A 16,399-nucleotide genomic window follows, 5' to 3' on the forward strand; every position below is an offset into this window, starting at 1 on the left:
CCCGACCGCGGCGGAGACCGGGTGGGTGCCGGTCGACGACCCCGGACTGCGCGGCGCCGCGACCCCCGAGATGTCGGTGGCCGACGTCGACGTCAACGCGATGACCGTCGAGTCGGGGGACGGACCCGGCCTGAGGTCCACGTGGACCTACCGCCCGGGCGTCCCGGCCCGCGAGGAGGTCGAGGAACTCGCGCGGCTGTGGACCCGGGCGCTGTCTGCTCTCGGCGCGCACGTGGAGTCCGGCGGCGGCGGCTTCACACCGTCGGACTTCGATCTCGTCGACCTCCGGCAGGACGCGATCGTCGCGCTCGAACGTCGCTGCCCCGACCTGACCGACGTCTGGCCGCTGACGCCGCTGCAGGCGGGCATGCTGTTCCACGCCGAGCTCGCCGACGAGTCCGTCGACCCCTACCTGGTGCAGGTGACCCTCGAGCTCACCGGTGCCGTGGACGCGCGGCGGCTGCGCCGCGCCGCCGACGCCCTGCTGCAGCGGCACGCCAACCTGCGTACCGCCTTCCTGCGCGACCCGACCGGCACCGCGGTTCAGGTCGTCCGGGACCGGGTGGCGGTGTGCTGGAACGAGATCGACCTGACGGCCCGGGGCGAGCGCGCCGCGGCGTCCGAGGTCGAGCGACTGCTGGCCGAGGACCGGATCCGCCCGTTCGACGTGACGCGGGCCCCGCTGATCCGGTTCCTGCTGATCGCGACCGCGCCGAACCGGTACCGCCTGGTGTCGACCAACCACCACATCGTGCTCGACGGGTGGTCGATGCCACTGCTGCTCGAGGAGCTGCTGACGCTCTACGCCACCGACGCCGACCCGTCGCGGCTGCCGCGGGTGCGCGACTATCGCGACCATCTGGCGTGGCTGGCCCACCGGGATCCGGCACTGTCCCTGCAGGTGTGGGCCGGGGCGCTCGCCGGGGTGGAGGGGCCGACGTTGCTGGCGGCCGGGACGGGGAACGCTCCGGTGGAGCGGGGCCGGCGGCCGGCCACGATCGCGCGGGAGTGGGTGTTCGACCTCGACGAGGACCGCACCGCCCGCCTGCGCGAGATCGCACGGTCCCGCGGCGTGACGGTCAACACGCTCGTCCAGGTGTCCTGGGCGATCGTGCTGGGCACGTTGACCGGCCGCGACGACGTGCTGTTCGGTGCCACCGTCTCCGGGCGGCCGCCCGACCTGGTCGGTGTCGAGACGATGGTCGGACTGTTCATCAACACACTGCCCGTCCGGATCCGATTGCGCCCCAACGACACCGTGGGTGCCCTGCTCGACCGCGTCCAGGCCGAGCAGGCCGCGCTGCTGGACCACCACCACGTCGGGCTGGCCGAGATCCGGCGCGCGGCGGGCCCGGAGGTCGGGTTCGACACCCTGACCGTGTTCGAGTCGTACCCGGTCGACCACGTGTCGACCGACACCGACGTCGCCGGGATGCGGGTCGCCGGTGTGGCCGCGCGAGATTCCGCGCACTATCCGCTGAGCCTGGTGGCCTCCGTCGACACCCGCCTGCGCCTGAAGTTCGAGTACCTCCCCGACGTGTTCGCGGCGGACGCGGTCGGCGCCGTCGCCGAGCGGGTGCTGCGGGCGCTCGCCGCGTGCACCCGCCCGGACCTGCCGTTGGCCGCGTTGTCGCTGCTGACCGACCGCGAGCGCGCCGATCTCGTGCCCGTCCGAGGCCGTCCGGGCGGGTCGACGCGCATCCTGCCGCAGATCCTCGGTGACGCGGCCGCGCGCGACCCGGACGCGATCGCGCTGTCCTACGAGGACGACGAGCTGAGCTACCGCGATCTGGACGAGCGGTCGAGTCGCGTCGCCCGCGCACTCGTCGCGCGGGGTGTGGGGCCGGAGACCTTCGTCGCCGTCGGGATCCCACGGTCCCCCGAATCGATGCTGTCGGTGTGGGCGGTGGCGAAGACCGGGGCGGCGTTCGTCCCGATCGACCCCAACTACCCCGACGAGCGCATCACCGACATGCTCCTCGATTCCGGAGCCGCCGTCGGCGTGACCACGACCGGGCAGCGGGGTCGCCTCCCGGACAGCGTGCAGTGGCTGATCCTCGACGAACCCGGCTTCGCGAGCGAGTGCGCACGGCAGTCCGCCGCGCCCGTGACCGATGCCGATCGCACCGGTCCGGTCACCCTGGACACCGCCGCGTACGTCGTCTACACGTCGGGGTCCACGGGCCGGCCGAAGGGTGTCGTGGTCACCCATCGCGGGCTGGACAACTTCGCACTCGACCAGCTCGAACGATTCCGGGCGACACCGCGCTCGCGCACCCTGCACTTCTCCACACCGAGTTTCGACGGGTCCGTGTTCGAGTACCTGCAGGCCTTCGGTGCCGGCGCGACGATGGTGATCGCGCCGCCCACCGTCTACGGCGGCGAGGACCTCGCGCGGCTGCTGGCCGAGAAGGCGGTCACCCACGCGTTCATCACCACCGCCGCGCTGGCGTCACTCGACCCCACCGGCCTGGTGCACCTGCAGGACCTGGTGTTCGGCGGCGAGGCCTGCCCGCCCGAACTCGTCGCCCGCTGGGCTGCACCCGATGACCCGAGTACCCGGGGCGGCGGCCGCCGGCTGTACAACGCGTACGGACCGACCGAGACGACGATCATGTCCAACATCAGCGAGCCGATGGCGCCCGGGGCCCCGATCACGATCGGCGGGCCGGTCCGCGGCGTCACCGAACTGGTGCTCGACACCCGGCTGCAGCCGGTTCCCGTCGGTGTCCCGGGCGAGCTGTACCTCGCCGGGCCCGGCCTGGCCCGGGGCTACCACCGCAGGCCGGCACTGACCGCCGGGCGGTTCGTGGCCGACCCCTCCCGCCGCGGCGAGCGGATGTACCGCACCGGGGACATCGTCCGGTGGACCGCCGACCACAGCATCGAGTACGTGGGCCGCACCGACTTCCAGGTCAAGGTGCGCGGCTTCCGCATCGAGCTCGGCGAGATCGACGCGACCCTCGTGTCGGCGCCGAACGTCGGGTACGCGGCGACGGTCGCGGACCGCGGGCCCGGTGGCGACACCCTGCTGGCGTCCTACGTCGTGCCGGCGGCGGGCCGCCGGCTCGACACCGCCGACCTCGCCCGGTACCTGGCGGAGCGCCTGCCCTCCCACATGGTGCCCTCGTCGATCACGGTGCTCGGCAGCATCCCGCTGACCGCGGTCGGCAAGCTGGACCGCGCGGCCCTGCCGAAGCCCGACATGCGTTCCGGCACCGCAGGATACCGGGCACCGGCCGGTCCGGTCGAGGAGACGGTGGCCGCCGTCGTCGCGGAGGTGCTCGGTCTCGAACGGGTCGGTGCGGACGCCGAGTTCTTCGACATCGGCGGCAACTCCCTCAGCGCGACGAGGGTGGCGGCCCGGCTGCGGGCGGCGCTCGGGACCGGCTGCGGGGTGCGTGATCTGCTCGAAGCGCGGACGGTCGCCGCACTGGCGGCCCGGATCGAGAGCTCGAGTGCGGCGGCATCCCGGCGTCCGGCGCTCGCGGCCCGCACCCGGCCCGAGGACCTTCCGTTGTCGTTCGCGCAGCAACGAATGTGGTTCGTCAACCAGTTCGACACCACATCGGCCGCCTACAACATCCCGATCGTGGTCCGGCTGCGGGGCGAACTCGATGTGCGAGCACTGAACTCGGCGCTGTCCGACGTCGTCGCCCGGCACGAGTCGCTGCGCACGACCTTCCCGGACCGCGGCTCCGGTCCGGTGCAGCAGATCGTGCCCGTCGAGCGCGCGGTGCCCGCGCTGACACCCGTCCGCGTATCCGGGGAGCACCGCCTCCGGGAGGAACTGGCCCGGCTGGTCTCGGTGGGTTTCGACGTCACCGCGCACATTCCGGTGCGGATCGGACTGTTCGCCGTGACCGCGACCGACCACGTGCTCGCCGTGGTGGTGCACCACATCGCGGCGGACGGATTCTCGATGGCGCCGCTGGTGCGCGACGTGGCGGCCGCCTACGAGGCACGCGTCCGCGGCAACGCCCCCGACTGGGCGCCGCTCCCGGTGCAGTACGCCGACTACGCCCTGTGGCAACGGGAGTTGCTCGGTTCCGAGGACGACCCCGAATCGCTGATCGGGGTGCAACTCGGTTACTGGAGGACGGCGCTGGCGGGCATGCCCGATCTGCTGGAACTGCCGACCGATCACGACCGGCCCTCCCAGCAGTCCTTCCGCGGGACGCGGGTTCGCTTCACCGTCGGCGGCGACCTGCACCGCCGCATTCGGGATCTGTCGCGACGCCTTCGCTGCACCGAGTTCATGACCGTGCACGCGGCGCTCGCCGTCCTGCTCGCGCGGCTCGGCAACACCGACGACGTCGTGATCGGGACGCCGATCGCCGGCCGCGGGGAACCCGCACTCGACGACCTGGTCGGCATGTTCGTGGGCACCCTCGCACTGCGCACGCGGGTGAACGGAGCCGAGTCGTTCACCACCCTGTCGGCGCACTGCCGGGAGGTCGACCTCGGTGCGTTCGCGCACGCCGACGTCCCGTTCGATCGCGTCGTGGAGGCGGTCGGGCCGACCCGGTCGACGGCGTACTCGCCGATCGTCCAGGTGTCGCTGGAATTCCAGAACAACGAGCGACCGGAGACGGCACTGCCGGGACTGGACGTGCGACGCGTCGATGCCGGCCTCGACGTCGTCAAGAACGATCTCGAATTCCTTCTCGCGGAGGAGTTCGACGCCGACGGTGCGCCCGCCGGGATGATCGGTGCGGTCGACTTCGCCGCCGACCTCTTCGACACCGACACGGTCCGTGGCTTCGCCACCCGGTTCGTGCAGATCCTCGACGCGGTCACCGAGGATCCCGAGCTGCCGATCGGCGACCTCCCGTTCCTCGACGAGACGGAGCTGCGGACCCTGGTCCCGGCCCGCGGCGAACCGGAGGTGCGCGCCCGGCTGTGGCCCGACCTGCTGACCGCCGCCGCCGCACTCGATCCGGAGTCGGTCGCACTCTCGTGCGGCGACCGCCGGGTCACCTACCGCGAACTCGACGACTGGTCGAACCGCCTGGCCCGGGTCCTCCGCGCTCGCGGGGCGGGACCGGAGACGTTCGTGGCACTCGGTATGCCCCGCTCGATCGAGGACGTGGTGTCGATCTGGTCGGTCGTCAAGGCAGGCGCGGCCTTCGTGCCCGTCGATCCCACCTACCCGCGCGAGCGCATCGCCTACATGCTCACCGACTGCCGGGCCTCGATCGGCCTCACCGTGACCGGAATCCGGGGCTCCCTGCCCGACACCGTTTCCTGGTTGGTTCTCGACGACGAGGACGTCGCCGGGGAAGTGGCGGCGGCGCCGTCGGCACCGGTCACCGACGCGGACCGGACGACCCCGCTGCATCTCGCGCACCCGGCCTATCTCATCTACACGTCGGGGTCGACCGGGCGACCGAAGGGCGTGGTCGTCACCCACGGGGGCCTGGCCAACTTCACCGCGGAAACCCACGACCGGTTCCGGGTCACGCACGAGTCCCGGGTGTCCAATCTCGCCTCCCCGAGTTTCGACGCCTCGGTGTTCGAGCTGATGATGGCGGCCAGTGCCTCGGCCCGGGTCGTGATCGTCCCGCCCACGATCTACGGTGGCACCGAGCTGGCGGACCTGTTCCGTCGCGAGCAGGTGTCCCATGCCACCATCACACCGACGGCCCTCGCGTCCCTCGACCGGGGTGGACTCGACGCACTGAAGGTCCTCGACCTGGTCGGGGAGGCGTGCCCACCCGAGGTGGTCGCGCAGTGGGCGCCGGGTCGCGACCTGCACAGCGGGTACGGGCCCACCGAGACGACCGTCCAGGCGAGCGTCAGTGCCGCGATGCGCCCGGGCGAGGGCGTGAACATCGGAGCGCCCGCACTGGGATTCGCGTTCCTGGTCCTCGACGAGCGACTGCAGCCGGTCCCGGTCGGAGTGGCCGGCGAGTTGTACATCGCCGGGCCGGCGCTGGCTCGCGGGTACCACAACCGGGCGGACCTCACGGCGCAGCGATTCGTGGCCTGCCCCCACGGGGACCCCGGTCGCCGGATGTACCGGACCGGCGACGTCGTCCGCTGGCGCCACCCGGTGAGCGGAACCAACGGGAACGGTGTGCGCCCGACCCTGGAGTACGTGGGCCGCACCGATTTTCAGGTCAAGGTCCGGGGCTTCCGGATCGAGCTCGGGGAGATCGACGCGGTGCTGGCTCGTCATCCGGCTGTCGCCTTCGCCGCCACCGTCGGTACCACCGGCCCGTCGGGAGACACCGTCCTCGCCTCGTACGTGCAGGCCCAGGGCGGACAGCACGTGGAGCCCGCGGTGCTGCGCACCCACGCGTCCGAGCACCTGCCCGCGCACATGGTGCCGTCCGCGGTGGTCGTGCTCGATCGGATCCCGATGACCCCGGCAGGCAAGCTCGACCGGAAGTCGTTGCCCGCCCCCGACTTCCGCTCGTCCGGCGTCGAGTTCCGGCCCCCCGAAACGGAAACCCAGCGCATCGTCGTCGAGGCGTTCGTCGAGGTGCTCGGCGTGGACCGGGTGGGTGTCGCGGACAGCTTCTTCGACCTCGGCGGAAACTCCCTCCTCGCCACCGCGTTGGTCCGGGCCCTGCAGGCCAGACTGCATCGGAGGGTGCCGCTGCAGTGGATCTTCCTCGACCCCACCCCGGCGGGGACGGCCCGTCGCCTCGACATTCCGACCCGGAGTGCCGGCGTGGACGAGGCGTTCGCCGTGGCGCTCCCGTTGCGCGCGCAGGGCAGCGGCAGACCCCTGTTCTGCGTGCACCCGGGGATCGGCCTGTCCTGGGGATACGCGGGTCTGGTTCGGCACCTGCCCCCGGACCGGCCCGTGTACGGACTTCAGTTGCCCACGATCAGCGGAGACGGCGACTACCGGTCGATCGAACAACTGGCCCACCGCTACGTCGAGGAAGTGCAGGCGATCGCGCCCACCGGACCGTACGACCTGCTCGGGTGGTCGCTCGGCGGGGTCGTCGCGCACGCCATGGCCGTCGACCTGCAGAGGTCCGGCGAGGACGTCGCGACCCTGACAGTTCTGGACAGCTTTCCGTTGGACGGCGAGGACCCGCCGCCCGGCGACCTCGACGTCCGCGAGCTACTGCACGGGCTGGGAGTCGAGGTCGACACCGAGGGCGAGGTGACCTACGACCGCGCGGCGCGGTTGATCGACGAGTCGCTGGGGATCGAGACCGGTGTACGCGGGCGCGACCTCGAACGGATCGCGGCCGGATACCAGCAGTCCACGCGGCTCGGACACCAGTTCGTCCCGCAGGTGTACGACGGGGACCTGCTCGTGTTCCGCGCCACCCGCGACGGGGACGCCGCCGGCCGTGCCCGGTCGTCGCAGGAGTGGCGGCACCTCGTGACCGGCCGCATCGACGAACAGCCGGTGGACTGTGCGCACAACGAGATCATCGAACCTCGCGCACTCGCGGTCATCGGGCCCGCACTCGCCCGGTCGTTGTCGACTCCGGTTCCTGTTCGGCAGCCGGAGTCCGGCCATCCGTCTACCGTGGTTGGGGAATGTTCTCCGTCGTCGGGCACCACGGTCGAGCACGAGGAGCAGTCATGAACACGATCGGACACCGGCGCGCCCTCCTGGCCGTCGCCGTCATCGCCGCGTCCGGACTGTTCGGTCCGGCGGCCGCCGCGTCGCCGGTCGGGGCGCGAGCCCTACCCGCGGCCACGCCGGCCTCCGCGGACGGATCCGCCCTCGATCACGTCGAGAAGGTCGACGACAGGCAACTGAACATGTACGTCCACTCGGCCGCGATGAACAAGGTGATCCGCCTCGAGGTGATCCGTCCCGCCGACACCAGCGTGCCCCGACCGACGCTGTACCTGCTCAACGGCGCAGGCGGCGGCCAGGACTCGGCAACCTGGAAGGCCAAGACCGACGTGGTCGACTTCTTCGCCGACAAGAACGTCAACGTCGTCACACCCGTCGGCGGTGCGTACAGCTACTACACCGACTGGCAGAAGCCCGACCCCGTCCTCGGGGTGAACAAGTGGACCACCTTCCTCACCGAGGAACTTCCCCCGATCGTCGACGCCACGCTCGGCACCAGCGGGGTCAACGCCATCGCGGGCCTGTCGATGTCGGGCACGTCCGTGCTGGGCCTGGCCGAGTCGGCGCCGTCGCTGTACCGCGCGGTCGGTGCCTTCAGCGGGTGTGCCGAGACGAGCACCACGCCCGGCCGGGACTACGTGACCTTCGTCGTCAACTTCCGCGGCGGCGACGTCACGAACATGTGGGGACCGCCGAGCGATCCGGCCTGGGTGGCCAACGACCCCGTCGTCAACGCCGAGAAGCTGCGCGGGATCGACCTGTACATCAGCAACGGCACCGGGCTGCCCGGCCCCCACGAGACCCTCGACGGACCGTCGATCGACGGGGATCCGGCCGTCCTGGCCAACCAGGTGATCGTCGGCGGCGTCATCGAGGCGGGAACGAACCAGTGCACCCACGCGCTGGCCGACCGGCTCACCTCGCTCGGGATCCCGGCCACGTACGACTTCCGGCCGACCGGCACCCACTCGTGGGGCTACTGGCAGGACGACCTGCACAACTCCTGGCCGATGATCGAACGGTCCCTCACCTGAGGAGGACATCCCGATGTCCGGTCCACAACGATGGGTGTGTGCAGGAGTCGTGGCGGCCGCCCTCGCGGTCGTGCCCACGACAGGCCAGACACCGGCGGCATCGGCCGCGCCCAGCGTGAACACCTTTCAGATCCCACTTGTCAGCGTCAACTCGATCTGGAGCTGCGGCCCCGGGCTCTTCTGTACGTTCACCCCGGTGGCGATCACCGGTGACGCGCCCGGGACGGTGACCTTCCCCGCCCTGGATCCGCCCCAGCCCGGACAGCCGACCGTCAAGGGCAGCTACCACATGCACTGGCGGAACCTCGGCACCGGAGCCTCCGGGACGGTGGAGGTCCCGTACAGCGAGGCGGTCAGCGTGTACACCGGGCCGGGGCTCGCGACCGCCTCGATGACGACGGGCGGCGAGTTCATCGCCGGAACGGGCGTCTTCGTCGTGTCGTGAGCCGCGCTGGCAGACTGGCCGTCGTGAGCGTGTCGGTGCGGCGCCAGCAGATGGCGCACTGGGGGATGTTCGAGGCCGAGTCGGACGGCGGTGAGGTCGTCGCCGTCCGGCCGTTCGCCGGTGACGCCGATCCGTCACCGATCCTGGCCAACGCCGTCGGGTCGGTGCGGCACCGGTCGCGCGTCGGCGGCCCCGCGGTCCGGCGGGGCTGGCTCGAGCAGGGCCCGGGACCGTCCGACCGGCGCGGCGCCGACGAGTTCGTCGCCGTCTCCTGGGACGAGCTGACGGAGCTGCTGGCCGGGGAGCTGCGGCGCGTCGTCGACACCCACGGCAACCGGGCGATCTACGGCGGCTCGTACGGCTGGTCCTCGCCCGGACGGTTCCACCACGCCCAGAGCCAGGTGCACCGGTTCCTGAAGATGCTCGGCGGCTACACCCGCTCCGAGAACAGCTACTCGCTCGGCGCGACCAGCGTGATCATGCCGCGTGTGATGGGTACCCATTGGAAGTTGTTCTCCCGCTCGACGAACTGGGACGTCATCGCCCGCGAGACCGACCTGATGGTGTGCTTCGGCGGGGTGCCGCTGAAGAACACCGCGGTCAACGACGGCGGCACCAGCAACCATCCGACCCGCGGTGCGCTCGACGCGCTGCGGGACCGCGGCGGGGAGATCGTCTCGATCAGCCCGCTGCGTGACGACATGCACGGTCGCGCGCAGTGGCTCGCGCCGCGGCCGGGCACGGACGTGGCGATCATGCTCGCGCTGTGCCACGTCCTGGTGACCGACGATCTCGTGGACCGGGCGTTCCTGGACCGCTACACCGTCGGCTACGACAAGTTCGAGGACTATCTGCTCGGCCGCACCGACGGCGTCGTGAAGGACCCCGCGTGGGCCGCCGCGCTGTCCGGCCTGCCCGCCGACACGATCGCCGACCTGGCACGGCGAATGGCGGCCGGTCGCACGCTGGTCACCGTCACGTGGTCGCTGCAGCGCGTCCGGCACGGCGAGCAGGCGCCGTGGGCGGGACTCACCCTGGCCGCGATGCTCGGCCAGATCGGTCTGCCCGGCGGCGGATTCGGGCACGGCTACGGATCGATGAACGAACCCGGCCTCGCCCCGGTGCCGTACCCGCTGCCGACCCTGTTCCAGGGCGAGAACCCGGTGCCGGACTCCATCCCGGTCGCCGCGATCTCGGACCTGCTGCTGAACCCGGGTCGGGAGTACGACTACAACGGCGAGCGGCGCACCTTCCCCGACATCCGGCTCGTCTACTGGGCGGGCGGCAATCCGTTCCACCACCACCAGGACCTCGGCCGGCTGCGGCGGGCACTGGCCCGGCCCGACACGATCGTCGTGCACGACCCGTACTGGACGCCGATGGCCCGTCACGCCGACATCGTGGTCCCGTCCACGACCGCGCTCGAACGCGACGACCTCGCCTGCGCCCGCAACGACCCGTTGCTCGTCGCGATGCAGGCCGCGACGCCGCGGTTCGCGGACGCCCGCGACGACTACGACACCTTCTCCGCGCTCGCGTACCGGCTCGGATTCGGGGACCGGTTCACGGAGGGGCGCACGTCCGCGGAGTGGCTCGCGCACCTGTACGAGCAGTGGCGCCGGTTCGTGCTCGCCGACGGGGGAGTGGCGCCCGAGTTCGACGAGTTCTGGGCCCGGGGCCACGTGGCGATGCGCACCGAGGACGACCTGACGTTGCTCGAGGACTTCCGTGCCGACCCGGAGCGCAACGCCCTGCGGACGCCGAGCGGGCGGATCGAGATCTTCTCGGCGGACATCGACGGCTTCGGCTACGACGACTGCGGCGGACATCCCGCCTGGTACGAGCCCGAGGAATGGCTCGGCGGCGAGCGGGCGCAGAGTTTCCCGCTGCACCTGATCGCGAACCAGCCCCGCACCCGCCTGCACAGCCAACTCGACCACGGCGCCACCAGTCAGGCGTCGAAAATCGAAGGGCGGGAACCGATTCGGATGCATCCCGCCGCCGCATCGGCGCGCGGGATCGCCACCGGGGACGTGGTGCGGGTGTTCAACGACCGCGGCGCGTGCCTGGCCGGGGCGCTGCTCGACGACGGCATGTTGCCCGACGTGGTGCAGTTGTCCACCGGCGCGTGGTACGACCCGATCGATCCGGCCGACCCGAATTCACTGTGCGTGCACGGGAACCCGAACGTGCTCACCCCCGACGTCGGGACCTCGAAGCTCGCCCGCGGCAGCACCGGACAGCACGTCCTGGTGCAGATCGAACGGTTCGACGGGCCGGTGCCGCCGATCCGCGCCTACGACCCGCCCGTGGTCCGCACCCGGAGCACCTCCGACCGGAGGTGAGCGACCTCCGCGGTCTCCGCGCCGTGATCGTGGGCGATTCCCGCCGCCAGGTCGGCCACCGCGTCGAGAACGTGGTGTGCGCGCCGCTTCCCGTGCTTCTGCCGGTGGAGGTAGCGTGTGCGGTCCTTGCGGGTGCCCGCCAGCGCGGCGACCTCGGCGTCGCCGATCGTGCCGCGCGCGACTTCGGGAGCGAGAAGGTCTCGAAGCCAGTGCTTTTCGACGTCGGAGGCCGTGCGCGCGACCCACACGACCGTGATCAGGCCGAGGACCGCGGCGCCGAGTGTGAACACGAGCGCGACGCTCGGATTGCCGAGCAGCGCACCGGCGAGCGCGGCCGCCGAATCCCAGACGAAGTGCAGGAACATCGAGAACGCCATCAACGTGGCACCGAGCGCCCGGTTGCGTTGCGCCCGGGGGCGGCCGAGGAACCACACCAGTCCCGCGCAGAAGATCGCGGAGAACAGGGCGTGGGAGACGATGCCGAGGGCGCCGCGGAAGAGGATGATCCGGAGCGCTTGGCCGAGCTGCTCGGAGCCGAAGGTGTGGACCGCGCTCTGCGCGGCGTACAGCATGTCCTCGGCGATCTGGAAACCGAGGCCGGCGAAGGCGCCGATCACGAAGCCGTCGTAGGGGCTGCGCACCAGCCGTGACCCGAGCCCGATGAGCAGGACCAGAGCGGTCGCCTTCGCGATCTCCTCGGTGAACGGAGCGGTCAGCCCGGCGCCCCACGACATCGCCCAGCCGTGCCCGAACAGCTTCGCGTACAGCGAGAGCGCCGCGTTGTTGGCGTTGTAGGCCATCCAGAAGGTCGCCGCGATCGCGCCCCAGACGAATCCCACCGCCACGAACTGGGCGGGCAGGGGGGTGTAGCGGTCGTGGTGGTGCAGGAAGATCCACCACGGTATCGCGTAGATCGCGAACGCGACGACACCCACCGCGAGTGCGGTGCCGTAGAGCGCCGCGCTGTGCGTGACGATGGGAATGGCGGTGGCGAGGCCGGCGACGAGTCCCACCACGAGGACCCAGAAGGCGGGGTTGTGGGGTTGGAACAGGCGGAATCGCACACCCCAGCCGGACTCGTTCAGGGCTCTTTTCTGCGCGGCGAGCAGTTCGGGACTCGGGTCGGTGTCCTGGCGGACGGTCATCGGGATCCTCCGGCGGTGAGGCTGCGCAGGGTGGCGTCGATGTCGGCCGCGTTCGCGGCGTACTGGCCCGGTGCGGTGCGGACGACGAAGGTGACGGCGCGCGACGCCGGTGCCTCACCGGCCGTTTCGCGGGCCGGGGTGGGTCCCGGTGCGGGCGTCGGGCCGGAGTCCTTCACGTTCGGCAGCACGAAGGTCGCGACGAGGCCGTCGCCGTCGGTCGAGGTGAACGGTTCGCCGACCCCGACGAGTCCGCTGTCGGTGACGAGGGTGCCGCGGCCACCGGTGATCGTGACGCCGCTGCCCTCGGCGTCGAGGTTCGACGTCATCTGGTCCATCAGCGCGGTGGCGTCCCCGGAGAAGGTTCCGCCGGTGGCCTCGATCTGGACGCCGCCGCTGGCCACCTGGGCACTGCTGTCGGCCGACACGCCCGAGACCGGCGCTTCGCTCACGCGCACACCGTCGGTCAGCTGCCAGCCCACCGGGGGGACGAAGCTGACGCCGTCGCCCATGTCGATCGCATCACCGGCGACGATCGGGTCGTCCCACGCGACCGCGTCGTTCACCAGCGGCAGTCCGATGCTCCACACCAGGCCGACGCCGAGCACGATGCCTGCCGGCAGGAGTGCCCGCTTGTCCAGGCCGAACAGCCGGTGCTCGACCGGCACCCGTTCGTGGGCCGGTGCCGCCCCGGCATGTCGAGGACGATCCATCGAGGTCCCTTTCGCCGTGTTCGCCGACCTCGCGATCGTATGGGCGCGCGGGCTCGCACGCAGGCGGGGCACGCACGGTGCGACGCCCGTCACGGCGCGGCGGCAGGACCGCGAATGGGTCATGCCGCTGCGTCATCCGGCGTACGGTTGTCGTTCATGGACCGTGACAAGGCATTTCGAGGTCGACGTGTTCGGGCGGCGTGCGCCGCGGTGGCGCTGTCCCTCCTGGCCGCGGCCTGCTCGGACTCGGGGTCCGAGTCCGGGTCCACCACCACCTCCTCCGCGGTGACACCGGTCGATCAGGCGACGATGCAGTCGGCGCTCGAGTCGGGGGCGAAGGAGTTCCTGCTCCCCGGCGCGGTCGCGCTGCTGCGCACCCCGACCGGCACCGTCACCGCGACCTACGGCACGACCGAACGCGGCGGGGGCGCCCCGGTCACCGTCGGCGACCACGTCCGGGTCGGGTCCAACACCAAGACCTGGACCTCGACCGTGATCCTGCAGCAGGCGCAGGAGGGGAAGATCGCGCTCACCGACCCGGTGTCGAAGTACCGGCCCGACGTGCCGAACGGCGCCAACATCACCGTCGAGCAGCTGTTGAACATGCGCAGCGGTCTGTTCAACTACACCGAGACCCCCGAGCTGAACTCGGCGATGGACACCGACCCGGGCCGGGTCTGGACGCCGGATCAGCTTCTCGCGCTGGCCTATCCGCACCCGCCGTACTTCCCGCCCGGACAGGGCTACCACTACTCGAACACCAACTACGTGCTGCTCGGCCTGATCGCCGAACAGCTCGACGCCAAGCCGCTGCCGCAGATCTACCGGGACCGGCTGTTCGGCCCGGTCGGCCTGACGAGCACGATGTTCCCCGACCTGGCCGACTCCGGGTTGCCTGCGCCGAACTCGCACGGCTACTTCTACGGCACCAACATGCTCACGATCGACAACCCGGCGCTGCCGGCGGACATGCAGGCCGCCGCGCGCAACGGCACGCTGGCGCCGGCCGACGTCACGTTCGACAACCCGTCCTGGGCCTGGGCGGCCGGCTCCGGCATCTCCACCGCCGACGACCTCGCCACGTGGGTGGAGGCGCTGACCGACGGCAAGGTGCTCAGCGCCGACATGCAGCAGAAGCGGATGGCCAGCCCCGAGCCGACCGACCCGAACAACCCGTCGGCGGCGGGCTACGGCTGGGGCATCGCGAAGTTTGGTCCGATGTACGGACACACCGGAGAACTGCCCGGCTACAACTCGTTCATGGGTTCCGACCCCGTCAATCACGTCACCCTGGTCGTGTGGGCGAACCTCGCGCCCGGTGTCGACGGCCGGGACCCCGCGTCGACCATCGCCAAGAACCTGATCGGGCAGATGTACCCGCAGTAGACCCCGTCAGGGAGCCGGAACCAGGCGCAGCGAGATCGAGTTGATGCAGTACCGCTGGTCCGTCGGCGTCGGGTAGCCCTCGCCCTCGAAGACGTGTCCGAGGTGGCTGTGGCAGTTCGCGCACAGCACCTCCACGCGGCGCATGCCGAGCGAGTCGTCGGGCCGCAGGATCACCGCGTCCGACTCCGCCGGATCGAAGAACGACGGCCAGCCGCAGTGCGATTCGAACTTCTCGGTCGACGTGAACAGCAGGGCGTCGCACGCCCGGCAGTGGTACTCGCCGGTGGTCTTCGTGTCGGTGTACTCGCCGACGAACGGTCGCTCGGTGCCTGCCTGTCGGAGCACCGCGTACTCCTCGGGGGTCAGCTTTTCGCGCCACTGCGCATCGCTGAGTTCGAAGCCGGGCCTGCGGTCTGCGTCGGAGGTCATGGCTCCACGCTACTCAGGTCGGCACAGCCGGCGTGTCAGCCGACCGGCACCTTCTCCGGTTCCGGCTCGTCGAACACCGGGTCGATGCCGCGGTCCAGGCGGCCCTCCCGCTTCGCGGTGAGGTAACGGGCGACGAGAACACCGCAGATCACCAGCAGCAGCAGGCTCCACCCGAGCGTCGACTTCATGTACTCGGCGGCCCGGCCGGTCGCGGGGAAACGGCCCGACAGCCAGCTGTCGAACGTCATGAACCCGTACACCGCCAGCCAGGCAGGCCAGTTCCGCATCACCGAGTTGCGCAGCACCACGCTCATCAGCAGCGGAAGCAGCATCATCGAGTAGTACATCTGACCCAGCGAGCCGATCAGGAAGTACGCCGTCATCAGCACGCCGGTCGCGGTGGTGAGGAAGAACAGCCGGTCCTCGCGGTAGTAGCGGTAGAGCAGCCACAGCGACACCAGCACGACCACCGCGAAGATCGCGCGCAGCGCCAGGATCATCCAGCTCGGCAGGTCGTAGTAGGCGCCGTTGCCGACGATCGCGGAGTTGAAGTAGTCCCGCGACTCCATCAGGTACGGCAGCGTGTGGTGCACGAACTCCATCGGGTCGACGGCCAGCGGCCACGCGATCGCCGTCAGCACGAGCGGGACGCCGATCGCGGTGACCAGTGCCCGCCACTGCTTGGTGACGAGCGGCAGCAGCAGCAGGGGCGCGAGGACGGGTTTGATCGCGAGTGTCAGCCCGATCGCGACACCCGCCCAGGCGTCGCGGCGACGCAGGAGCAGCAGCAGGAACGCGACCTCGCCGAGGAGGATCAGTCCGTTGATGTTGGTGAAGACGAGGGTGTTGGTGACGGTCTCGCTGGCGAACATGCCGAGCAGCAGGATCGGCGCGGCGACCGAGTCGAGTGCCAGCCCGAACATCTTCAGCAGCAGGTAGCCGGCGATGATGACGGCGACCGCGTTGCCGAGGATGAACAGCCAGCGGGACCGTTCCGGGTCGATGATCGCGATCGGCGACAGCAGCAGGGTGCCGCTCGGCGCGTACAGGTAGTGCGGGTCCACCCAGTTGAAGTTCGCGGTGTACACCGGCTGCCGGTTCAGGAACGCCAGCGCCGCCCTGTACACCGGCGTGAAGTCGTCGGTGCGTGCCCCGTTCACGGCCTTCACCAGCACCCGGTGCAGCACGGTCATGATCGCCAGCGGCCACAGCGCGAACTTCACCACCTCGGCGGTGGTGCGGGCGGTGCGCGGCTCGAGCTGTCGAAGGAACACCGTGGCACGGTACACCGGAACGGCGCCCGCCCAGGTCGGGACACCCCGGCTCCGCCGCCCGCCCAGCCGGGCTCCG

The 16,399-nt window shown here is 71.0% G+C and carries 9 protein-coding genes (1 of these 9 running past the window's edge); 5 read left to right on the plus strand and 4 right to left on the minus strand.

What is annotated here, in order from left to right:
* The 4 genes in view from ABD951_RS09305 to ABD951_RS09320 are tightly spaced (at most 50 nt apart) and all read left to right on the plus strand, a layout consistent with a single transcriptional unit that may run on beyond the window.
* Window positions 1–7,558, plus strand: partial view of a non-ribosomal peptide synthase/polyketide synthase gene (locus tag ABD951_RS09305; RefSeq protein ID WP_345343847.1) — the 3' end only. 19,475 nt of this gene lie to the left of the window's left edge; 7,558 of the gene's 27,033 nt are visible here — the last part of the coding sequence; its start codon lies off the left edge, out of view; the stop codon is at window positions 7,556–7,558.
* The gene (locus ABD951_RS09310) at window positions 7,555–8,589 is read left to right on the plus strand and encodes an alpha/beta hydrolase (RefSeq protein WP_345343849.1); all 1,035 of its coding nucleotides are present in this window, start codon (window positions 7,555–7,557) and stop codon (window positions 8,587–8,589) included. Before ABD951_RS09305 ends, ABD951_RS09310 begins: the two co-directional genes overlap by 4 nt.
* A gap of 49 nt (window positions 8,590–8,638) precedes the next feature.
* The gene (locus ABD951_RS09315; RefSeq protein ID WP_345343851.1) at window positions 8,639–9,034 is read left to right on the plus strand and encodes a hypothetical protein; all 396 of its coding nucleotides are present in this window, start codon (window positions 8,639–8,641) and stop codon (window positions 9,032–9,034) included.
* A gap of 50 nt (window positions 9,035–9,084) precedes the next feature.
* The gene (locus ABD951_RS09320) at window positions 9,085–11,379 is read left to right on the plus strand and encodes a molybdopterin-dependent oxidoreductase (RefSeq protein ID WP_345343981.1); all 2,295 of its coding nucleotides are present in this window, start codon (window positions 9,085–9,087) and stop codon (window positions 11,377–11,379) included.
* On the opposite strand, the gene ABD951_RS09325 is transcribed toward ABD951_RS09320, so the two are convergent.
* Together ABD951_RS09325 and ABD951_RS09330 are read right to left on the minus strand one after the other, a co-directional pair.
* The gene (locus ABD951_RS09325) at window positions 11,331–12,524 is read right to left on the minus strand and encodes a PrsW family intramembrane metalloprotease (protein WP_345343853.1); all 1,194 of its coding nucleotides are present in this window, start codon (window positions 12,522–12,524) and stop codon (window positions 11,331–11,333) included. The two genes, ABD951_RS09320 and ABD951_RS09325, sit on opposite strands and share 49 nt — an antisense overlap.
* A complete protein-coding gene (locus tag ABD951_RS09330; RefSeq protein ID WP_345343855.1) occupies window positions 12,521–13,234 on the minus strand; it encodes a hypothetical protein in 714 nt (237 codons plus the stop codon). The genes ABD951_RS09325 and ABD951_RS09330 overlap by 4 nt, the downstream gene beginning before the upstream one ends.
* 156 nt (window positions 13,235–13,390) lie before the next feature.
* Between ABD951_RS09330 and ABD951_RS09335 the strand changes: the two genes are divergently transcribed.
* Entirely contained in the window at window positions 13,391–14,620 is a 1,230-nt protein-coding gene (locus ABD951_RS09335; RefSeq protein WP_345343857.1) for a serine hydrolase domain-containing protein, read from the plus strand.
* A 6-nt stretch (window positions 14,621–14,626) separates the two neighbouring features.
* Here the strand turns inward: ABD951_RS09335 and msrB are convergent, their stop codons facing one another.
* Both msrB and ABD951_RS09345 read right to left on the minus strand, forming a co-directional pair.
* Complete coding sequence (gene msrB / locus ABD951_RS09340; protein WP_345343859.1) at window positions 14,627–15,049, minus strand: peptide-methionine (R)-S-oxide reductase MsrB; 423 nt, start codon at window positions 15,047–15,049, stop codon at window positions 14,627–14,629.
* 35 nt (window positions 15,050–15,084) lie between these two features.
* Window positions 15,085–16,338, minus strand: a complete 1,254-nt coding sequence (locus ABD951_RS09345) for a glycosyltransferase family 87 protein (protein WP_425569802.1) — start codon at window positions 16,336–16,338, stop codon at window positions 15,085–15,087.
* Window positions 16,339–16,399: the final 61 nt, after the last annotated feature.

The organism is Rhodococcus olei (assembly GCF_039540555.1).
Lineage (GTDB): Bacteria > Actinomycetota > Actinomycetes > Mycobacteriales > Mycobacteriaceae > Rhodococcus_G > Rhodococcus_G olei.